The organism is Propionispira arboris, assembly GCF_900109225.1.
Classification (GTDB): domain Bacteria; phylum Bacillota; class Negativicutes; order Selenomonadales; family Selenomonadaceae; genus Propionispira; species Propionispira arboris.
On sequence record NZ_FNZK01000001.1, the window covers coordinates 366003 to 387090 of the forward strand.

The window sequence follows — 21088 nt, forward strand, 5'->3', positions numbered from 1 at the left end:
TTCGTTAAGAAAGCGTCGTTTTTGGGGAGATAGAAGAATTATGATTCAAATCTATACCGGTACTGGCAAGGGGAAGACGACAGCTGCTATTGGTCTTACAATTCGTGCTCTTGGAGCTGATAAACGGATTTTTTTTATGCAGTTCATGAAGGGTCTGGCTTATAGTGAACAGAATATACTAAAAAATCTTTCGAAAAATCTGGTATTGAAGACAACGGGAAAACCTTTTTTTATTGCCGAGGAAGGCATGCTGCCAGAGAAACAAAAAAAGGACTGGGGTGATGAAGTGGTCATTTTCCCAGCAGGAAAACCGCCAGCTGATTATATTGCGTTAATGGAAGCAGGCTTTCAAGAAGTAGTTGAAGCAGCACTGGCAAAGAAATATGACATGTTAATTCTTGATGAAATCAATGTAGCTCTTTTTTTTAAGCTTCTTTCACGTAAAACAGTAGAACAGTTCTTGCTAATTTGTCCGCCGGAAATAGAGATTGTCATGACAGGGCGTAATGCTCCAGCATGGCTCATAGCTAGAGCCGATCTCGTTACCGAAATGCAGGAGATTAAGCATTATTATACAAAAGGGATACAAGCTCGCCTGGGAATTGAAAATTAAAAATCATAAAAGAATGAGGAGCGCATAACAATAGCGCGCCTCATTTTTTACTATATAAGTTGCATTGAATATTTTATATGGAAATCGTCAAAAATGGGGTATAGGGTTGAGTGGCGTTACGGAGGAAGCAAGCGATGCCCTATACCCCATTTTTGGCAGCCTAATAGACTATCGTGAATTTAATGCATTATATATAAGAAATTTTTAATGGATTTTATATTTTGCGATAACTGCTTGAATCGCACCATACGATGTATCGGGTAAAGCAGTTTTAATAGCGGATACGGCTTTTATTGAGCCGATTTTTTTGATGGCATTGAGGATATTTATTTCTGATCCTTCAGGAATAAATTGATCGAGATTGATGTTTTCTTCGGGTCTTTCAAGCGATAATCGACAAAAATGCTGGATGATTGTGTCGAGTTTTAGCTTACGGGAAGCGGCTATTTCTTTAGCCGTGAAGCCTTGTTTATATAAAGCATAAGTCTGTTCATACGTAGATACTTTTTCCTGTTTGTTCGTGGTGGTCTTTTTCTTTTTTGTTTCGGTGTTCATTTCCTCGTGGCGGGGAAGCTGCAAATTGGAAACTGTTTCAGACGATGTTTGTTCTATAATAACCCGTAAAAAAAGGTCGCCGTATTTTTCTAATTTACGTTCGCCAATCCCTTTTACCTGACGCATATCTTGTAAGGTAAGGGGAAGCTGGCTGCACATGTCCTGCAAGGTAGCATCAGAAAATACAAGATAAGGTGGAACATTGTCTTTGGCAGCCAGTTCTTTACGCAGTGTACGCAGGGTTTGAAATAATGAAGAATCAATATTGGCTTTGCGTTCTTTACTGATTTTTTGCCATACAGAGGATTGACCTTTCATGACAGCATAGGCATTTTGTGTCAATTTGACAACAGGGTATTCGCTTTCTGTTAAGGTTAAATATTGTGTGGCAGCGAGGCGCTGAATAATGAGTTTAATATCTTTTACAGTGCGTTCACTGAGAATCCCATAAGTGGAGATTGTATCAAAGTGAAATTTTAATACATTTTTGTTTTGTGATCCTTTTAATACATCTGCAATCATGGTGATACCAAAACGTTCATTCATCCGATAGATACAAGAAAAAATTTTCTGGGCATCAACGGTGATGTCTACGAGTTCTGATTCATCATTACAATTGCTGCAATTATCACAAGTGTCAGGTGCTTTTGTTTCGCCAAAATACTGGACTATGAATTTACGCAAGCAGTCAGGGGTATGACAATAATCCACCATGGTTTGCAGCTTGCCAAATTCATGTGCCTTACGTTCTTCGTTTTCAGTTGAGACATCAATAAGAAATTTTTGTGTCATCGTATCTTGGGGACTAAATAGCAGGATGCATTCACCAGGTTCACCGTCACGCCCGCTGCGCCCTGCTTCTTGATAATAGGCTTCAATATTTTTTGGCATATTATAATGAATGACATAGCGTACATTTGATTTATCAATACCCATACCAAAGGCGTTGGTTGCAACCATAACCTGAATATTATCATAGAGATAATCATCTTGCTGGCGAGTTCGTTCCATATCGGAAATTCCGGCATGGTAATGACCGGCTTTTAATCCTTTTTGCGACAAAAGTTCATAAATAGAGTCGACCTCTTTACGGGTGGCTGCATAAATAATGCCGGATTGATCGGCATGGTTTTTGACATAATTAATAATATATTTCTTTTTATCTTCACCGCGCAATACGCTGAAATACAGATTGGGGCGATCAAAACCATTAACTTGTACGTTAGGGTGATCCAAACCCAGCAGCATAATAATATCGTCTTTTACTTCAGGGGTAGCTGTCGCTGTAAAAGCACTGATGATTGGTCGACTTTTGAGGGAATGGATAAAGGGGGTGATTTGTTGATAACTGGGCCGGAAATCATGGCCCCATTGCGAAAGACAATGCGCTTCGTCAATTGCCAGCATGCTGATTGTTATTTTATTTAAAATGGATTGGAAATAATCAGTAGAAAGGCGTTCCGGGGCTACATAAACCAGTTTGTATCTATTTTCACTGATATCGTAAAGCCGACGGCTGACTTCGCTGCTGGCAAGGGAACTGTTAATATAGGTTGCCGGGATTCCCTGCTGCGCGAGTGCATCTACCTGATCTTTCATTAGTGAGATGAGAGGTGATACAACGAGTGTAATGCCGGGCAGGATCAGGGCTGGTATCTGAAAACAAATTGATTTTCCCGCTCCGGTAGGCATGATCGCTACAGTATCTTTACCTTGCAGCAAATTGACTATAATATTTTCCTGGCCGGGACGAAAGGCGTCATAACCATAGAATTTTTTTAAGATTGTAAGAGCTTGTTTAAGCATAGATGTAAAAAACATCCTTTCTATTTTATGTATATATACAAGTTACATTAAATATTATATATCCCATTCCTGGCAGACTGATAAGCTAGCCACAATTTTTTTAAAATGCATTCTACAGTATCTATTTCTTTATTAGTATAGCAGAAACCTTCTAATTTGTAGCCGGATGCTTGATTTTGTACTATACTGTAAGAAAGAGTAGATAGGAGCAGAACAAATATTTTTAACAGGCAATGTAATCCGTTCAGTTTACATTGCAATTTTTATGAGTATTTCTAATAACAGTCAAAGGCGTTTCAAAGAAATGCGCTTTAGAATAGTAGCGTATTGGTAATTGTAAACGGGAAGCGAAGGGGTGTAAGAAAAGATGATGAGGAAATCATGTTTAAAACGAGTCGTGCTGTTATTTGCGGGTTGTTTTTTGTGGAATATATCATTAGGTGCATGTGCAGCTTTGTCATTAGATGAAGCGGTAGCCATGGCATTGAATCAAAATCCACAAATTAAGATTGCCGCCAAAGGGGAAGAAAAAGCAGCGGCTAATCTGAATGCTGCCAAAGGGGCGAATGGATTTTCTATTTCAGCCAGCAGTAAATTTAGCATCAGCGATGGTGCTGATCAAATTTATACCAATGGAAATAGCAATGGCATTACCGCATCTATGCCGCTTTATACAGGCGGGAAAAATGAACTAAATATTGATAGCAAGAAAGATGCGATTACGACCAGTGAACTAAATACGGCGCGTACTCAAGAAAATATCGTACTTGATACGATTAAGGCATACTATGATATTCTTGAAGCAAAAAAAACAGTAGATGTGGATCAAGAATCTGTCGACAATTATCAAGCTCATCTAACGAATGTACAGCAGCTTTATGCGGCTGGCAGTAAAGCCCGGGTGGAAGTACTTCGTTCGGATGTAGAATTGTCTAATGCCAGGCAAACTTTGATCAAGGCCCAAAATTCTTATGACATTGCTGTAAGTACATTAAAAAATATAATCAAGATGGATCGCGATGAACCGCTAAGTCTTACGGATGACTTTTCGTATCGTGTTTTTGATAAAGACCTGTATAGTTGTTTGGATTATGCTATGGTAAATCGTAAAGATCTGCAAGCGGCGAAGCTTGCAGTTAGTGTAGCTGAACGGGATATTGATATCGCCGCAGCGGATAAAAAGCCGCAAGTTGACGTATCGGTTAGCACGAGCTGGGATAAACAGGTTTTGCCGAGTTCTAGTGATTATAATTATACAGCTGGTGTATCAGCAAGCTGGAATTTATTTGATAGCAACGTAACCAATTCAAATATAAAAGCAGCAAAAGTTGCGGTGGAAGAAGCAACACTTGAACTGGAAAAAGAACAAGATGATGTGGATCTTGCCGTTCGGCAGGCATACCTAAATATGAAAGAAGCTGAAAAACGTTTCACGTCTACTGCGAATGCAATAAAACAGGCCCAAGAAGACAATTATATTGCTAATGAAAAATATAAAGCTGGTGAAGGTTTAATGCTGGATATCATTGATGCGCAGCTGGCATTATCAACAGCGCAACTCAATTATATAAGTGCCCAATATGATTATGCACGATATAAAGCAACGTTGGAAAATGTTATGGGATTACGTGATGGGGTGACAAAATGATGAAAAAAATAAAGTTGAAGTGGATTGTTATTCTTGTTTTCATTTTGCTTATAATAAGTGCTGGCGGGTATTATTATTATCAACAGCAGCTGGCAGCTAAAAATAGTTTGGCAGTTGAAACGGTAGCTGTTGCACGAATGAATATGAAGTCCGTGGTTTCGGCAACCGGCACTATAAAGCCAGTTCAATCCGTAGAGGTTAGTCCCAAGATTACGGCTCGTATCAAGTCGGTTCCGGTCAAAGAAAATGATTTAGTAACCGCTGGACAGACGGTGGCAATACTGGAAGATAAAGAACTCGAAACGGAAAAAGCCGAAGCGGAATATAAAGTGACAAATACAAGAGCAAAATATAAACGTATTTCTTATCTACAATCGATTGGTGCAAAGTCTGATGAGGATCTCGAAGATGCCCTGTATAATTATCAGACGGCACAAAGCGCTCTGGAGGGTGTTCAATATAATATTGATGAAACGATTATTGTAGCACCGATGGATGGGATGGTAGTCGGTCAGCCAAAAACGCCAGGTACAATGGCTGTTCAGGGCAATAGCAGTCCAACTGTGATTATGAGGATTGCTGATTTGTCACAGAAACAAATCAATGCTAAAGTTGATGAAACAGATATCGGTAATATAAAAATTGGGCAAAAGGCAACTTTTACTGTAGATGCGTATAGTGGAAAAACATTCACGGGTACGGTGGCTAAAATTTCACAAACCGATACGAGTGATACCTGGGATACGGAATCAAGTAGTACAACAACCTCGTCATCTTCGACTACAGCCAGTGTAATTTATTACAGTGTTACTTTGGATGTGGATGATTCAGATAATTTATTAAAACCGGCGATGACTGCCAGAGTTGAAATTAATACAGCAGACAAAGAAAATACATTGGCTGTACCATTAACCGCATTGAAAACAAACAATAGCGGCTCGTATGTTGTTTTGGTAAAGCCAGATGGCTCAACTGAAAATAGAACGGTAACAACAGGCATTTACAGTGATGAATTTGTTGAAATTGTCGATGGGCTCGATGAGGGCGACCAGGTGTCGATCGAATATAAAGCAGGCGCAGCAACAACGACAAAAAAGTCATCAAGCCAAGGACCGCCGCCAATGTAGTAGGGGGGAGAAATAAATTATGACAATTCGTCTTTCTGGCATCAAAAAGATTTATCAAATTGGCGATCAGACTGTAGCTGCACTCGATGGCATTGATCTGCATATAAAAAAAGGTGAATTTTCCGCTTTAATGGGACCGTCTGGTTCTGGTAAATCAACGCTGATGAATATATTAGGCTGTCTTGATCGTCCAACGGTTGGTTCATATGAACTCGACGGGGAAGAAGTTGCTAAACTTGGTGATGATGAACTGGCTGTGACGCGTAATAAAAAAATCGGATTTGTATTTCAAAATTTCAATCTTTTATCGAGAATTAGTGCTTGGGAAAATGTTGCGTTACCACTCGTTTATGCAGGCGTTCCCAAAAAAGAACGTATGGAGAAGGCAGCTTATTTTTTAGATGCGGTTGGTCTTGGATCGCGGCGCGATCATCAACCAAATGAGCTTTCGGGGGGGCAGCGACAGCGGGTAGCAATTGCTCGGGCGTTGGTAAATGATCCGCGGATTATTATGGCAGATGAACCAACAGGGAATTTGGATACGAAATCCAGTACGGAAATCATGGAGATATTTCGCAAGCTTCATGCAGAGGGGAAAACGATTATTTTAGTTACACATGAACCAGAAATAGCAACCTATGCAAGTCGTCAGCTATTAGTGCGTGATGGTAAAATTACACGCGATGAGGGTAAGGGGGTTGTTATGGATGTTGTTTAGTGAAAGTATCCGCATAGCAATTACGGCTCTTTTGGCGAATAAATTACGGTCTATATTGACCATGCTGGGAATTATTATTGGCGTTGGTGCAGTCATTGCTATGGTATCGATTGGCATGGGAGTCCGGCAGCAAGTTCAGACTTCCATTGCCAGTTTGGGCAGCAATATGTTGATTGTCTCACCAGGATCTTCTTCTTCGGGTGGGGTTCGAGGTGCTGCCGGATCAAATGTAAAACTTAAATTAGATGATTCAGATGCGATTAAAAATAAAATTAAAAATATAGATTATGTATCGCCAACGGTAAGCAGTTCTTATCAGGTGGTAAATGGCAATCAGAATTGGAACACGACTGTACAGGGTGTTACACCGGAGTTTTTGCTGATTCGTTCCCTGACAGTTGGATCGGGGTCCTTTATTACAAATGCGGATTTAACTTCCAGAAATCGAGTTGCCGTGATTGGAAAAACAGTTGCTTCAAATTTATTCAGCGATATGAATCCTGTTGGGCAAAATGTCCGCATTAACAATACACCTTATAAAATTATTGGTGTTCTCGAAAGCAAGGGGCAGTCTTCCATGGGACAGGATCAAGATGATATTGTGATTGTTCCACTTACTACGGGGCAGGAGCGTCTTATGGGAATTACGTATGTGAAGTCAATTAATATTCAGGTATCTGATCCGGAGAAAATGGATCAGGTACAAAGTGAAATTGAAACACTGCTGCGACAACGGCATCGTATTCTTAGTGATAAAGACGATGACTTTACTGTGCGAAACTTAACCAGTCTTATGGAAACTATGACGCAGACTACTACGATGATTACACTGCTTCTGGGAAGTGTTGCTGCTATTTCACTGCTTGTGGGCGGAATTGGCATTATGAATATCATGATGGTGTCGGTTACTGAAAGAACGAGAGAAATCGGTATACGTAAAGCTTTAGGGGCTACATTTCAAAATATTATGATGCAGTTTTTGATTGAATCGGTAGTTATCGGAGTAATTGGCGGAATCATTGGCATTGTTTTTGGCTGCCTGGCGGCGATGGCAATCTCTAAATTTGGCGGCTTTACAACGGTAATTACAGTTGCTCCAATTTTGTTATCGTTTGGTTTTTCGGTTGGAATTGGTTTGTTTTTCGGCATTTATCCGGCCAGAAAAGCAGCTCTTTTAGATCCAATTGATGCACTTCGTTATGAATAAGAATGGTTTACAGGCCGATAATCTGCCTGTCAGTCTGTTGTAGGGTCATCGTTGGACTTTCTAATCCTCACCCTATACCCCATTCCTGACGATTGCCATATAGAATATTTAATGCAAAAACTTATAATAGATACAAAAAGAAGCCGACCTTCACAGGTCGGCTTCTTTTGTTATGTAGTTATTAAAATTTCATGGTAGCGCCAACACCAATACCGTTTTCATTATGGGCATGGTCTGGATTAAAAGAGTGGTAATTGATGTTAAGATCAACATTTGCAACTAAAGCAACATTGACACCAACTTGAGTTTCATTGAAATCAGAACCAGCTACATACGAGACATAACCTTCAGCACCCATTACATTTGGTGTATTAACAGCTAAACCACCATAAAAATTACTCTTATCGCCCGGCAATTTGCTGCGATCCCCAACAATAACACGAACATGATCAACCACATTGACCTGACCATAAATGTCGTTCATACCACCATATTCATCACGATCGACGTATTGATACCCAAGTGTAAAATTATCAGAAACCTTATGTTCAATGTAAGATTCATTTGTACCGATTCCAATAGCTGTGCCAGTTGGACTCAGATTATTGATTGGAGCAGCAAATACAGTCGTACCTGCACTTAAAGCGAGTAGAGCGGTGAGTGTTAAAATACTTTTTTTCATGAAGAATCCTCCTATTTTTTGATTACTCACCATTATAAACCATCTTTCTTTGAATTGCATTAGAAAACAACTAATTTGAGACGAATAGTCTATATAATTGCTATGTTTGTTTAAATATGCTTTTATTCAGGATTATATTCAATTACCTTAATTTTAGGATGAAGATTCATATTGAGGATTTCACCGTCTTCCATTTCAATGAGCGGTAAGGCGGCAAAATCTTTTGGATATTGAATGATTTTACCTTTACGCTGATCTGACAATAAAACCTGAGAACCAATGAATACTTGTTGTATATTATTTAGAAAAGGAATACAGATTTGGGGATCTAGTGTGGAAAACATTTCATTGGTTATTTTTTCGATAGCAGAAAATGGTGTTTGCTTCAGGAATCCTTCACGTTCTGTCGTGATTGTATCATATAAATCAGCCACAGCAACAATTTTGGCGTACTCATGGATATCATTTGCTGCTACATTAAATGGAAAACCAGATCCGTCCATCCGTTCATGATGCTGCAAGGCGGCCGATTTTACTCCTTCGGACAGTTCGGCTTTTTTTGAGAGCAAATGATAGCCATTTAAAGTATGTTGAATATAAATATCGAATTCTTCTTCGGTTAAGTTTTCAATTTGCTTATCGAGTACGCGTTGTTCCATTTGTGTTTTTCCGATGTCATGTAAGAACCCAGCGAGCACAAGATCTTCAATTTTATTTTTAGAAAAATTCATCCATTTGCCTAATACACCTGATAAGACTGAAACACGTAACGAATGGTTATAGGCTTCATTATCCATATGTTTTAATTTGTAAAGATAATCTATGACGCCGCTTTCTTTAACAAGCGGAACAACAGATGTTTTAACCATTTTTTCAACTTTTTCGACGGGGATGTCTTTTGTTTTGGCGGCTGCATTAAAAATTTCACTTGCGACATGCAAGACTTCTTCATATTCAGACACAAACGCATTGCTGCGATTTAGAATAGATGCGACATGCTGATAGGTTGAATCAAGTTCATATTCATCCTTAACAAAGACTGAATCAATACCCAAAAATGTTAAGCGGGTAATATGTGCTTTGGTTAGCATCGTATTTTCTGCGAGTACAACAATTAGTTGACTATTGATAATTGTCCGAGCCAAAACCATTCCCGGCTGTAATTTGCTAATATTGAGTTTCTTCATCGTGACCCTCCTCTAAAGTACTAGAATTTTTTATAAGAAAATTAAAAATGCAAAATTTCACGCAGCGAGATTTTGTCAATATATCTTATGTTCTCCACAGTGAAAAGATTTTCCTACCAAATTGTTTTAAGTTACGTAATATGAAACAATATGCCTAGGAAAAAAGGACTTGTGGCATAGAAGGAATGATGAATTGGTATATTTAATTGTTTAAAAGGATTACTTTTTTCCATTCAGCTAAAGCAGAAGCAGGCAGGTTATAGACAGCAATCGTTTGGTCGTTTAAATAAAAATTGAGACAAATGGAGGAGGCATCTTCAATGGTTGGAACTAATTCCTGAGGAATTAGGATTTCGGTGAGTCTGACCGTCGAATGGTCAAATGGATAGTTATTCAATCTTTTGGAAACAACGGTTGTTGTTAGTTCGATTACGTCGGTATTATTGAAGGTTAAAGTTAATTTTGTGTCTGGCGTTAAAATGGTTTTGAAATTTGCATTATAGGCTAATATCGCATAAAGAGTAGAATCAAATTGAATTGTTTTTTGAAAATACAGTTTTTTTAAGATGCTTTCATTTTCAATATTAACAGCGCTTGCAATAGATATTCCCTCGTGGAAGGTGTCATATCCTTTAATGATTGTTGCATAACAAGGGCTAGTTAAAAGAAGAAGACTAAATAGCGTTATTATAAAAATTTTTTTCATCAAAACACCTCTTTCTTTAAATATACCAGTAGCTGGTTTTTCAGTCAAATAGAATTGGTTTTTCTTCATAGTAAGTTCATTTTATGAAAAAGTCTGCATTTAAGCGAAAAACAGTGATCTGACGAGAAAATAAAGCTAAATATCAATTTATAATTTATAAATGCACTATTTTAAAGGTTTCCTATTTTAACGAACTAAAGTATAATCATATTTATAATATTTTCAAGAAATACAATGACGGATGGAGGCTTTTTATGATGAAGAGAATCATAGCAGCTGTTTTGCTGGTTTTGATGTTTAGTGTAGTTTTTGCCGGTTGTGGCAGTGATACGGCAAAAAAAGATGGTGCTGCGAAAAAGATTATTGTTGGGCTGGATGATAATTATCCACCAATGGGTTTTAAAGATGATAAGAATGAAATTGTTGGTTTTGATATTGATTTAGCAAAAGAAGCATCAAAACGCTTGGGTCGTGAAGTGGAATTTAAGGCAATTGACTGGTCGAGTAAAGAAGCCGAACTTAAAAGCGGACGTATTGATGTTTTATGGAATGGTTTGGATATTACTGATAAGCGTAAAGAAAACATTTTATTCAGTGATCCATATATGGATAACAAACAGCTTATTTTCATTCCAGTGGGGTCGGTTATTAAGGGCGATGCTGATTTAAAGGGTAAAGTTGTTGGTACACAAAGCGGCAGTTCTGCCGAAGAATATATCGATGGTAATGATACTTTTAAATCCAGTATGAAAGAAGTGAAAAAATATTCCGATTATATTTCAGCTTTCATGGATTTGGAAAATGGTCGTCTGGAAGCGATTATTGCTGATGAAATTACCGGCCGTTATTATATGAGTAAACACCCGGATAAGTTTATTGCTTTAGAAGCACCCGTTGGACCGGTTAGTTCATTTGGCATTGGTTTCCGTAAAGACGATCAGGCACTTCGCGATGAAGTACAAAAAGTAATGGATGACATGAAAACTGATGGAACAAGCGGAAAAATATCGGAAAAATGGTTTGGCAAAAATATTATAAAATAAACGTATGTTTCTATGAAGGATAAGGCTGAGGGTGAAAAATCGGTCTTATCCTTTGTTGTGATCACAAATAGAATGTATATAATATTGAGTTTTTATAAATGTATTGCAGAATACAGGTGTACTTGCTACACTAATATAATCAGTTTCGTGTATTTTTAGTAAGAGCAGGTTTAGGAGAGGGATTTATGGAGAAAATTATAGGAATGGTTATGCCTATGCTAGATGGCAGCGGTATAACGTTACAGATCTTTTTTATTACGCTGGCACTATCACTGCCATTGGGGCTTTTGGTAGCCTTGGCACGCATATCTGGGATTCGTCCTTTGAGATTTGCGATGGAGGTTTATATTTGGCTGATGCGTGGTACACCGCTTATGTTACAGCTTTTATTTGTTTATTTTGCTTTGCCAATGGTGGGGATTTTGCTGCCTGATTTAGCAGCCGCTTTATTGGCTTTTACATTAAATTATGCTGCGTATTTTGCCGAGATTTTTCGCTCGGGTATTCAATCCATTGAACGCGGTCAATATGAAGCGGCAAAAACTTTGGGAATGACGTATATACAAACCATGCGACGCATTATTATTCCGCAGATGTTAAAACGAGTTTTACCGCCAATCAGCAATGAAACCATTAACTTGGTCAAAGATACTTCTCTTATCTATATTTTGGCAATGAATGATCTTTTGCGTGTAGCTCGGACGATTGTGCAGCGTGAATTCGATATGACACCATTTGTTATTGCCGGGGTATTTTATTTAGCGATGACATTTGTTTTAACGTGGCTGTTTAATACATTAGAAGCGCGTTATGCCAAATATGATGAGTAGGAGAGATTTACGATGAGTGATGATGTAATGATTCGTATGAATCAGATTTATAAAAAATTCAATCAGCTGGAAGTATTGAAAGGGATTGATCTTGAAGTTAAACGGGGCGAAGTTTTGGCTATTATTGGACCAAGCGGATCTGGAAAATCGACGTTGCTGCGGTGTTTAAATCGTCTGGAAACGATTGAAAAGGGCACGATTGAAGTCGAAGGTGAGTTTTTAGTTCAAGAAAAAAATAGTATTACTACCTATACGGATGCAGTAACGGCTAAAATGATCTTAGGGAAAATGGGAATGGTTTTTCAGCAGTTCAATTTATTTCCGCATATGACAGTGTTGGAAAATTTGATTGAAGCTCCAATTCTGGTTAAAAATATGAAGTCGGGAGATATTATTCCGGTAGCGGAACAGCTTTTGGCGAAAGTAGGCCTTTTGGATAAAAGAGATGTGTATCCTTCACGACTGTCAGGTGGACAAAAACAGCGTGTAGCGATTGCAAGAGCACTGACTATGAAGCCGGATATCATGCTTTTTGATGAACCTACATCAGCCCTTGATCCAGAGCTGACAGGTGAAGTATTAAAAACTATGCGCCAATTAGCCGAAGAGCATATGACGATGATTGTTGTAACTCATGAAATGGCTTTTGCCAGAGAAGTTGCCAACAAAGTCATATTTATGGCAGACGGTGAGATTGTCGAACAAGGTAATCCGCAGTCGCTTTTTGCTAATCCGCAAGAACTGCGTACCAAGTCATTTTTACAAAACATGTTATAAAAAAGTCCCATCGGGGACTTTTTCTTTTCCCTATACCACATTTCTGACGATTGACATATAGAATATTTAATGCAACTTACGATAGTACAATAAATAAACATGATTATGATTCGATGCTATTTTTATCATGAACAAATGTGCAGGAAGATTCGATTTTTATGGCGAATGTTTATATATATATAGAATTGATAGGTTGTATTTAGGAGGAAAACGTATTTATGGAGCAAGATAAGCAGCGGTTGTGTATTGATGTAGCACGCTTATATTATAAATCTGATTATAGCCAGCAGCAGATTGCTACACAGTTAGGTATTTCACGTCCTACAGTCTCCAGACTTTTGCAGTATGCAAAAGAACAAGGGTATGTGAAGATCCAAATTGCGGATCCGATTGATGATATGAGCGATCTGGAAGAACACCTAATAGAAAAATATGGTCTGCAAGAAGTACGGATCGCTTATTCGCCATTGAATGCATCGGAAGAAATAAAGAAGCAGTTGGGAGTAAAAGGTGCTGAGTATCTAAATGATATAACGAAAGATGGTGATATCATTGGAATTAGCTGGGGGACGACAATGTACAAAGTTGCCTGCCAGCTAAAAACAAAACCATTGAAGGGTGCACAGATTGTTCAGCTTAAGGGAGGGGTGACACATTCTAAAAGCAATACCTATGCCGATGAAATCGTAGAACGCTTTGCGAATGCCTTTTCAACAATTGCCAGGTATCTGCCGCTTCCAGTTATTTTTGAATCGAAAGAAATCAAGGAAATGGTAGATCAGGATCGCCATATGAATCGAATTATGGAATTAGGCAAACAGGCTAATATTGCTATGTTTACAGTTGGTTCAGTAAAAGATGATGCGTTATTGTTTCGCTTAGGTTATATAAGTCCGGCAGATAAAATAAAAATTCAGCGAACGGGAATCGGTGACATTTGTTCACGTTTTTTTGATGCAAAAGGAACAATTTGCAATCAAGAATTGGATGACCGTACCGTTGGTATAAAATTAGAAGAACTGAGAAAAAAAGAAAGAAGTATCTTGGTTGCTGGTGGAGAACGAAAAATTGAAGGAATTAAGGCAGCATTAGCTGGTAAGTATGCGAATGTATTGATTACGGATCAATATACAGGTCGTGCATTGCTTTGATTTGATTTTCTAAAACAGGTTGTTTATTTTAAATAGACAGCCTGTTTTTCTGCTTGAAAATTAAATATTAAAAAATTAACACTCTATGAACATTTTCTCAAAATACTATTTACAAATGTTCACAGAGGTGCTATTCTTAAAACATGAAATGACATGTCAGATTCTAAGAATAATTAGACAATTTAATTAAAACATATGGAGGAAAAAATTATGGATTATGCCAGTATTATTGATCATACTTTATTGAAAACAGATGCACAGAAAGCAGAGTTGACGAAATTATGCCAAGAAGCCAAGCAGTATAAATTTGCTTCTGTTTGTGTTAGCCCTTTGTGGGTAAAATATGCAGCTGAACAATTGTCAGGTACAGAAGTTGCCGTTTGTACAGTTATTGGATTTCCTCAAGGTGCTACTCCAACAGCCGTGAAAATATTTGAAACCAAAAATGCAATCGAAAATGGGGCAACGGAAGTAGACATGGTTATTCCAGTTGGTTTGTTAAAAAGTGGCGAAGATGCTGCGGTAGAAAATGATATTCGTGGTGTTGTGAATGCTGCGAAAGGAAAAGCATTGACAAAAGTTATCATTGAAACTTGTTTGCTTACGGATGAGGAAAAAGTAAGAGTTTGTAAACTTGCTGTTAAAGCAGGGGCTGATTTTGTTAAGACTTCGACTGGTTTTTCTACTGGTGGTGCGACAGTACATGATGTTGCTTTAATGCGCCAAACAGTTGGCAGTCGCTTTGGCGTCAAGGCTTCTGGCGGTATTGGTTCAGAAAAAGATGCAGCTGCGATGGTTCATGCTGGAGCAACTCGAATTGGCACAAGTCATGGCATTGAAATTGTAAAGGGATAATAAAAATTATAGTACATACGTCATCTTTATGTATGTACTATAAAAAATAAATTAAATATTAAAAATAATCAAAAATATAGGAGGTAGTATTATGGAAAAAATAGAGAAAGCGGATTTGCCTGGTGAACTTGTGCGTGAAGAGACAAAGTCTGCTATGGGAGTTATCGAACAATATTCTGATGGCTATTTGAGCCGAACGCCAATTATGCAATTTATTTTATTATCGTGTCTTTTTCCTTTATGGGGAGCAGCTGCCAGCTTAAATGACATTTTAATTACACAATTTAAAAGTGTATTTACGTTAAGTGATTTTGCCAGTGCCTTGGTGCAAAGTGCCTTTTACGGCGGTTATTTTTTAATTTCTATTCCAGCATCTATGGTTATCCGCAAAACAACTTACAAAACAGCTATTTTAGCGGGCCTCTTATTCTACATAGTGGGTTGTTCTCTATTTTTCCCGGCATCTCATATGGCAACTTATAATATGTTTTTGCTTGCAATCTTTTCTATTGCCATTGGGTTAGGCTTTTTAGAAACCGCAGCAAATACCTATAGTACGATGCTTGGTCCTCGTAAACATGCGACGCTGCGGTTGAATATCAGCCAGACATTTTATCCGATTGGCGCTATGTCAGGTATTCTTTTAGGTAAATATTTAGTCTTTCAAGATGGTGGAAGCTTAGCTTCGCAGTTAGCCCAAATGACAATCGAAGAGGCTAAAGCATTTAAGCTTGAGATGCTGCAGCATACATTAGAACCGTATCATATGATCATTTATGTATTAGCAGCGGTGTTTATCTTATTTGCGATTACAAAGTTTCCAAAATGTAAAGTTGCAGCGCAAGAAAATTCAGAAGAGTCTGCTATCAAGACTCCAGGGTTTAGTGAAACCTTGTCTTATTTGGCAGGAAATCTGCATTTTAAAAAAGGCATTCTTACGCAGTTTTTATATGTTGGGATGCAAGTAGCGGTTTGGTCGTTTACGATTCGGCTTGCGCTTACGATTGATCCGAATATCAATGAACGTTTGGCAGCAAACTTTATGATTTATAGCTTTATTTGTTTCTTTGTTGGGAAATTTGTGGCAAATTTCTTAATGGCAAAGTTTTCACCAAACAAAGTATTATTCTTTTACTCCGTAATTGGTAGTCTGCTATTACTTTATATTTCGTTTGTTCCTGATATCAGTGCTGTGTATCTAGCGGTTGCTGTCAGTATTTTGTTTGGTCCTTGCTGGGCAACTATTTATGCAAAAACATTGGAATCAGTGGATGAACAATATACGGAAACTGCCGGAGCAATGATTGTAATGTCAATTATTGGTGGTGCATGTATTCCAGCAATTCAAGGGCTTGTTTCTGATTTGACAGGATCTATGCAGCTTTCCTTTATGGTTAATTTTTTCTGTTTCTTAGCAGTTGGTAAATATTTCTATGATGAAGTGAAAATTGAAAAAGCAAGATAAGAGTCAAATTTAAGGAGGATTTATTATGAACTATAAAATAAATTTGGAACGCAGCTTTTTTTCAGAAAAACCATTTGTTATTTTGAAAAATAATGAATTTACGGTAACTCTTTTTAAGTATGAATCAAATATTGAGGGGCTTGAAATCCAAAATTCGCGTGGCAAGGTAACCGTGCTTCCTTTTATGGGGCAGATGATATGGGATTTGGAATTTGATGCGGTCAATTTGAAAATGAAAAATATGTTTCGTCAGCCTAAACCAGTACAATGTATCGTTGATACGTATGGCTGTTTTGCTTTTCATTCGGGCTTATTGGCAAATGGCTGCCCAGCACCTGAAGATACGCATCCGTTGCATGGCGAAATGCCTTGCGAAACGATGGATCATGCCTGGCTTGAGATTGAAGATGATGCAATTGTCATTGGTGGAGATGTTGAGTATGCACAGGGTTTTGGTCATCATTATATTGCCAGCCCATCCGTTCGTTTAGCAAGTAAGATGGCAAATATTCAGATCGGGATGAAAGTCAAAAATTTAGCTTCTGCTCCTATGCCGCTTCAATATATGTGTCATATGAATTATGCTTATGTAGCAGATGGTATAATTTCATCAAATTTGCCTGATATGGCTTTTAAACTGCGGGAAAGCATCCCGGCTCATGTCAAACCTACAAAATTGTGGCTGGAATATAATGAAGAAATTAAAAAAATGCAGCTAGCAGGCAAGACGTTAAGCAAACTTGATCAGCCGTATATGTATGATCCTGAAATTGTATTTATGGCTGATAAAATCGAGCAGTATGGAGATTTTGCAGAGTTTGAAATTGCCTCACCTGAAGGTTATGCTTTTTTTACGAAGTTTTCAACGCAAGAATTTAAGTATGCAACGCGATGGATTTTATATAATGGCGATCAGCAGGTCGCAGCATTTGTTCTGCCTGGGACTTGTCGTCCCGAAGGCTTTAGTGCGGCACAAAAAGCAAAGTCACTTATTTTACTCGAACCGGGTGAACAGCGTGTATTTTCAGTGATAACTGGCAAAAAATAGGAGATGTATTTTTATGAAAATAGCAGTAATTGGTTCCAATATGGTTGATTTGATTTCATATATTGACAAAATGCCAGCACCAGGAGAGACCTTGGAAGCTCCGGATTTTTCAATCGGTTGTGGCGGCAAAGGGGCAAATCAAGCGGTCGCAGCAGCTACTCTTGGTGCGGATGTTCTTATGCTGACGAAAGTCGGTGCTGATATGTTTGGTGACAATACAATTCAAAATTTTAAAAAATATAAAGTGGATACGACGTTTGTGGAAAAAGTTTCACATATGTCTAGTGGAGTAGCACCAATTTTTGTTGATAAATCTTCACAAAATAGTATTCTTATTATAAAAGGTGCTAATAAATGTTTGCTGCCAGCAGATATAGATAAGGCAGCAGATTCATTGAAAGAGTGTTCTTTATTTGTTTTACAGTTAGAAATCAATTTGGAAACAGTATATTATGCGATTCAATTCGCGAATACCTATCAGATTCCGGTTCTTTTAAATCCGGCACCAGCGACAAAAGATCTCAATATTGCCATGGCTTGCAAATGTGATTTTTTTGTACCAAATGAAACGGAATTGGCTATTCTTACAGGAATGCCGGTCAAAACAGAAGCAGAAATTCAACAAGCAGCCAATGTTTTGTTAGAGCAGGGATTGAAAAACGTAATTGTTACGATGGGACAGCGTGGGGCTATGTGGATGACGAAAGAGCAGACAGAGTGTATACCTGCCTACACAGTGAATGCAGTCGATACAACTGGAGCTGGGGATGCTTTTATTGGCTGTTTTGCTGACCATTATGTAAAGACCAAAGATGTAATGGAATCTATCCGAAAAGCGAGTGCTTTTTCGGCACTTAGTGTTATGAAACGTGGTACTCAAATTTCTTATCCAACGCGTCAAGAGATGGAAGAGTTTTGGGGACGTCACCAGTAAATTAGAGATATAAAAGAATGCCGTTGTGGAGTCATTGCTCTATGACGGCATTCTTTTTAGATCAATTTTCGCTCATTAGTTGCTTGGGACTTGCATTTTTTTTCTGCAGCGGTGATAATAATATAAAGAAATATGATGCGATACCTGAAATGCATGGAGGATATTATGCAAAGAAATATATTTGTTTTTTTTAGTTTGTTGATTTTCATTGTATTCCCGGTGATCGGTCAGGCGGCGAGTTTTGGTGATCGAGTGAATACGATGTCGAAAATTGAACAAATTCGTATCAGTACGGCGGATGAAAAAGTTCGCATTGTCTTAGACGCATCAAAGCCGGTTTCTTATAAAACATTTGTTCTTTCGAATCCAAATCGGGTGGCGATTGATATCAAAGGAGCCTGGCTTAGTCCCGATATTATCAAAGAAACACTGGTTGATAGTTCCTGTGTGGGTAAGGTTCGGGTGCGACAGTTTGATGCAGATACAGTGCGAGTTGTTATTGAGACAAATGTTAGCCAAAATGGCTATGAGATTTTTTCTCTACCAGCAAATGCAAATACATCTATTTATCGAATTGTGTTTGATTTTGGTGATGAACAGAAAAATTTACCCGCAGTGGTCGAAGAATCTCCATCAACACTGGTAGTTCCAACGGTAGCTATACCTAATGCAATGCCGGGAATAAGAGGCAAGACGATTGTTATTGATCCTGGACATGGGGGCAGTGATTCAGGGGCGGTTGGTACCAAAGGTATTATGGAGAAAGATATAACTTTAGCCATTTCGAAACAGTTGCAGGGGCTACTCACGGATGCTGGAGCCAAAGTTATTATGACACGGACGAGTGATGTTGATGTAGCTCGTCCATCGGCAGAGGCGGTGGAAGAATTGCAGGCACGAGTCGATGTAGCGAATCGGGCCAGGGCGGATCTGTTTTTGAGTATACATATGGATTCTTTTTCTAGTAGTGATGCAAAAGGAACATCAACGTATTATTACGCAAAAGGCACGCCAGCGAGTCAGCGCTTGGCGAATCTTGTCAGATCCGGAATTATTGAACAGCTTGGTACGGAGGATCGTGGAACGAAAACTTGCAATTTTTATGTCGTCAAACATACAACTATGCCTGCGGCTCTGGCAGAGGTTGCTTTTGTATCAAACCCGGGGGAAGGCCAGCTGCTAACTTCTACAGATGGTACCAAAAAAGCGGCACAGGGAATTTATAATGGAATTCGTCGTTATTTTCAATGAATCATAATTAAAAAGTATAGGATGAAGACCTTGACGATTGAGGACACTTCGTATTAAAATAAGAAAAGATATACTTTGATGAGTAAGAGCCTTATTTGTCGCAATATGCACAAATAAGGCTTTGTTTTGTAAAATTGTGAGGTATGCAGAAGATGAATGATGGTAAAATGAATGAAAGAGATCAACTCAATCAACAAATGAATCATGAATGGAAAGGGCAGCTGGAAAAGCGTCGTAAAGCAATTTTGCGTCACCAGATTCCCCAAAACCGCAGGCTGGTTGATGCTTTGGCAACGATGACGAAGGCTGAACTCGATGATATTCGTTATAATTTATGTGTGCAGGGTATCAGTTCTTTAAAAAAAGATGAACTTACCAAAGCTTTGGCTCCTGTGATTGAAGAGTTTTCGCATAAGTGGTTTGTTACGATTGGAATCGAACAATATAATATTTTGACGAATTTGAGTAAAAATTATGGACTTGCTACGAATATTGATGAAAATGATATTCGTATGGATTATATGCGCTGTTTAGGAATCATCTTCAATGGCGAACGTGAGGGTAAACAAGCATGGTATCTGCCGGATGAATTATTGTCTGTTTATACAAAATTAGATAATGCAGAATATAAGAAAGCAGTTTCGCTTAATGATGAAGTTTCACGATTAGCAACAGGTTATTTATTTTATTATGGTTATTTAACGTATGAGCAGCTTTATGATAAAGTTATGGCTCTTATGGATAAAGAAGATCACCTCGAATTTGTCGATTTTATGGGGGTAATGATCAATGCAGGCTGCTGGCAGGGAAATGTCATTAACGTTGAAGCAGGAATGCATTATTATACAGTTATGGATCCTGAAAAGTTGGCAAGTGAGCAGATTATGCGCAAGGATATTGATTTTGTGGAGTTGTCTTACACACAGGTTTATGAAGCCGGTGAAATGAATTATATTGAAGCTACGGATCAATACAAAGCTTTAGCACAGTTTTTTATGACGGTACATTCCTTACCAGTTTTAGAAGCCGCCGATGTTGTTGGCGAAATTTATATTATTTTGCAAAATGGTGGAAAAATCGGTGAGATGATTGAGTATATTGAGTCCGTTATAACGATGGAAGATAAAAAGATGGCAGAGGTTCTATTAAAGCTTTTACTGGATTTCAATAGTTCATCTCGTCAGTGGCTGTTGAAAGGACATGTTTCGAGTGAACTTGCCGTAGAAAAAAAAACCGCAGCACCTGTTGTTGCCAAGCAACTGCCGAATAATGTAGTGAAATTTGTGCCGCGCAGCTCAGTCGTAGGGAGAAATGATCTTTGTCCCTGCGGCAGTGGAAAGAAATATAAAAAGTGTTGTTTAAATAAAGAAATATAGAAATTATTCTAAACAAGGGACTGTATAAAAGCAGTCTCTTTCTTTATTCGGGTTTGAACAAATTATATTTTAAGCTATTGGTATATAATGTTGTTAAAGAAAGGAAATT

Annotated in this window: 19 protein-coding genes; 15 read left to right on the forward strand and 4 right to left on the reverse strand. The window is 38.2% G+C overall.

Annotated elements, in window-relative coordinates:
• Positions 1–40: 40 nt before the first annotated feature.
• Complete coding sequence (locus BMY14_RS01640; protein WP_091828604.1) at positions 41–613, forward strand: cob(I)yrinic acid a,c-diamide adenosyltransferase; 573 nt, start codon at positions 41–43, stop codon at positions 611–613.
• A gap of 204 nt (positions 614–817) precedes the next feature.
• Here BMY14_RS01640 and recQ read toward each other — a convergent pair whose 3' ends face one another.
• Complete coding sequence (gene recQ / locus BMY14_RS01645) at positions 818–2974, reverse strand: DNA helicase RecQ (RefSeq protein WP_091828625.1); 2157 nt, start codon at positions 2972–2974, stop codon at positions 818–820.
• A 367-nt stretch (positions 2975–3341) separates the two neighbouring features.
• On the opposite strand from recQ, the gene BMY14_RS01650 reads away from it, so the two are divergent.
• Genes BMY14_RS01650 through BMY14_RS01665 form a run of 4 tightly spaced genes read left to right on the forward strand, consistent with a single transcriptional unit; the run spans position 3342 to position 7674 of the window.
• Entirely contained in the window at positions 3342–4622 is a 1281-nt protein-coding gene (locus BMY14_RS01650) for a TolC family protein (protein ID WP_019552061.1), read from the forward strand.
• Entirely contained in the window at positions 4622–5749 is a 1128-nt protein-coding gene (locus BMY14_RS01655; protein ID WP_091828704.1) for an efflux RND transporter periplasmic adaptor subunit, read from the forward strand. The genes BMY14_RS01650 and BMY14_RS01655 overlap by 1 nt, the downstream gene beginning before the upstream one ends.
• A 19-nt stretch (positions 5750–5768) precedes the next feature.
• Positions 5769–6467 carry an ABC transporter ATP-binding protein gene (locus tag BMY14_RS01660; protein ID WP_019552063.1) on the forward strand — a complete coding sequence of 233 codons (699 nt, stop codon included), beginning with the start codon at positions 5769–5771 and terminating at the stop codon, positions 6465–6467.
• On the forward strand, positions 6457–7674 hold the full coding sequence (locus tag BMY14_RS01665) for an ABC transporter permease (protein WP_019552064.1): 1218 nt from the start codon (positions 6457–6459) through the stop codon (positions 7672–7674). Before BMY14_RS01660 ends, BMY14_RS01665 begins: the two co-directional genes overlap by 11 nt.
• Positions 7675–7855: 181 nt before the next feature.
• Here the strand turns inward: BMY14_RS01665 and BMY14_RS01670 are convergent, their stop codons facing one another.
• The 3 genes from BMY14_RS01670 to BMY14_RS01680 all read right to left on the reverse strand — a co-directional run bounded on the left by BMY14_RS01670 (position 7856) and on the right by BMY14_RS01680 (position 10318).
• A complete protein-coding gene (locus tag BMY14_RS01670; RefSeq protein WP_091828627.1) occupies positions 7856–8356 on the reverse strand; it encodes a hypothetical protein in 501 nt (166 codons plus the stop codon).
• 122 nt (positions 8357–8478) lie between these two features.
• Complete coding sequence (locus BMY14_RS01675) at positions 8479–9543, reverse strand: HD-GYP domain-containing protein (protein WP_091828630.1); 1065 nt, start codon at positions 9541–9543, stop codon at positions 8479–8481.
• Between the two features lie 202 nt (positions 9544–9745).
• Positions 9746–10318, reverse strand: a complete 573-nt coding sequence (locus BMY14_RS01680) for a hypothetical protein (protein WP_177177437.1) — start codon at positions 10316–10318, stop codon at positions 9746–9748.
• A 188-nt stretch (positions 10319–10506) separates the two neighbouring features.
• Here BMY14_RS01680 and BMY14_RS01685 point away from each other — a divergent pair, with 188 nt between their 5' ends.
• From BMY14_RS01685 to BMY14_RS20975, 10 genes are all read left to right on the forward strand, one after another.
• On the forward strand, positions 10507–11292 hold the full coding sequence (locus BMY14_RS01685; protein WP_091828706.1) for an amino acid ABC transporter substrate-binding protein: 786 nt from the start codon (positions 10507–10509) through the stop codon (positions 11290–11292).
• Between the two features lie 185 nt (positions 11293–11477).
• A complete protein-coding gene (locus tag BMY14_RS01690; protein WP_019552069.1) occupies positions 11478–12122 on the forward strand; it encodes an amino acid ABC transporter permease in 645 nt (214 codons plus the stop codon).
• Positions 12123–12134: 12 nt separating this feature from the next.
• Positions 12135–12899 (forward strand): amino acid ABC transporter ATP-binding protein, encoded by a 765-nt coding sequence (locus tag BMY14_RS01695; protein WP_019552070.1) that lies wholly within the window; start codon positions 12135–12137, stop codon positions 12897–12899.
• A 218-nt stretch (positions 12900–13117) separates the two neighbouring features.
• Complete coding sequence (locus BMY14_RS01700; protein WP_091828635.1) at positions 13118–14050, forward strand: DNA-binding transcriptional repressor DeoR; 933 nt, start codon at positions 13118–13120, stop codon at positions 14048–14050.
• 210 nt (positions 14051–14260) lie between these two features.
• Entirely contained in the window at positions 14261–14905 is a 645-nt protein-coding gene (deoC, locus tag BMY14_RS01705; RefSeq protein WP_091828641.1) for a deoxyribose-phosphate aldolase, read from the forward strand.
• A gap of 154 nt (positions 14906–15059) precedes the next feature.
• Positions 15060–16370: an L-fucose:H+ symporter permease gene (gene fucP, locus BMY14_RS01710; protein ID WP_091828707.1), complete on the forward strand. Its 1311-nt coding sequence runs from the start codon at positions 15060–15062 to the stop codon at positions 16368–16370.
• 25 nt (positions 16371–16395) lie between these two features.
• The gene (locus BMY14_RS01715) at positions 16396–17418 is read left to right on the forward strand and encodes an aldose 1-epimerase family protein (RefSeq protein ID WP_091828642.1); all 1023 of its coding nucleotides are present in this window, start codon (positions 16396–16398) and stop codon (positions 17416–17418) included.
• A gap of 13 nt (positions 17419–17431) precedes the next feature.
• The gene (rbsK, locus tag BMY14_RS01720) at positions 17432–18352 is read left to right on the forward strand and encodes a ribokinase (protein WP_091828643.1); all 921 of its coding nucleotides are present in this window, start codon (positions 17432–17434) and stop codon (positions 18350–18352) included.
• 165 nt (positions 18353–18517) lie between these two features.
• Positions 18518–19603: an N-acetylmuramoyl-L-alanine amidase gene (locus tag BMY14_RS01725; protein WP_091828644.1), complete on the forward strand. Its 1086-nt coding sequence runs from the start codon at positions 18518–18520 to the stop codon at positions 19601–19603.
• Between the two features lie 143 nt (positions 19604–19746).
• Positions 19747–20979: an SEC-C metal-binding domain-containing protein gene (locus tag BMY14_RS20975; protein WP_091828645.1), complete on the forward strand. Its 1233-nt coding sequence runs from the start codon at positions 19747–19749 to the stop codon at positions 20977–20979.
• Positions 20980–21088: the final 109 nt, after the last annotated feature.

Excerpts from the sequence above, each read along its gene's own strand:
- BMY14_RS01640 (WP_091828604.1), top strand. The coding sequence starts at position 41 with ATGATTCAAATCTATACCGGTACTGGCAAGGGGAAGACGACAGCTGCT.
- recQ (WP_091828625.1), bottom strand. The coding sequence starts at position 2,974 with ATGCTTAAACAAGCTCTTACAATCTTAAAAAAATTCTATGGTTATGAC.
- BMY14_RS01650 (WP_019552061.1), top strand. The coding sequence starts at position 3,342 with ATGATGAGGAAATCATGTTTAAAACGAGTCGTGCTGTTATTTGCGGGT.
- BMY14_RS01655 (WP_091828704.1), top strand. The coding sequence starts at position 4,622 with ATGAAAAAAATAAAGTTGAAGTGGATTGTTATTCTTGTTTTCATTTTG.
- BMY14_RS01660 (WP_019552063.1), top strand. The coding sequence starts at position 5,769 with ATGACAATTCGTCTTTCTGGCATCAAAAAGATTTATCAAATTGGCGAT.
- BMY14_RS01665 (WP_019552064.1), top strand. The coding sequence starts at position 6,457 with ATGTTGTTTAGTGAAAGTATCCGCATAGCAATTACGGCTCTTTTGGCG.
- BMY14_RS01670 (WP_091828627.1), bottom strand. The coding sequence starts at position 8,356 with ATGAAAAAAAGTATTTTAACACTCACCGCTCTACTCGCTTTAAGTGCA.
- BMY14_RS01675 (WP_091828630.1), bottom strand. The coding sequence starts at position 9,543 with ATGAAGAAACTCAATATTAGCAAATTACAGCCGGGAATGGTTTTGGCT.
- BMY14_RS01680 (WP_177177437.1), bottom strand. The coding sequence starts at position 10,318 with ATGAAGAAAAACCAATTCTATTTGACTGAAAAACCAGCTACTGGTATA.
- BMY14_RS01685 (WP_091828706.1), top strand. The coding sequence starts at position 10,507 with ATGAAGAGAATCATAGCAGCTGTTTTGCTGGTTTTGATGTTTAGTGTA.
- BMY14_RS01690 (WP_019552069.1), top strand. The coding sequence starts at position 11,478 with ATGGAGAAAATTATAGGAATGGTTATGCCTATGCTAGATGGCAGCGGT.
- BMY14_RS01695 (WP_019552070.1), top strand. The coding sequence starts at position 12,135 with ATGAGTGATGATGTAATGATTCGTATGAATCAGATTTATAAAAAATTC.
- BMY14_RS01700 (WP_091828635.1), top strand. The coding sequence starts at position 13,118 with ATGGAGCAAGATAAGCAGCGGTTGTGTATTGATGTAGCACGCTTATAT.
- deoC (WP_091828641.1), top strand. The coding sequence starts at position 14,261 with ATGGATTATGCCAGTATTATTGATCATACTTTATTGAAAACAGATGCA.
- fucP (WP_091828707.1), top strand. The coding sequence starts at position 15,060 with ATGGGAGTTATCGAACAATATTCTGATGGCTATTTGAGCCGAACGCCA.
- BMY14_RS01715 (WP_091828642.1), top strand. The coding sequence starts at position 16,396 with ATGAACTATAAAATAAATTTGGAACGCAGCTTTTTTTCAGAAAAACCA.
- rbsK (WP_091828643.1), top strand. The coding sequence starts at position 17,432 with ATGAAAATAGCAGTAATTGGTTCCAATATGGTTGATTTGATTTCATAT.
- BMY14_RS01725 (WP_091828644.1), top strand. The coding sequence starts at position 18,518 with ATGCAAAGAAATATATTTGTTTTTTTTAGTTTGTTGATTTTCATTGTA.
- BMY14_RS20975 (WP_091828645.1), top strand. The coding sequence starts at position 19,747 with ATGCAGAAGATGAATGATGGTAAAATGAATGAAAGAGATCAACTCAAT.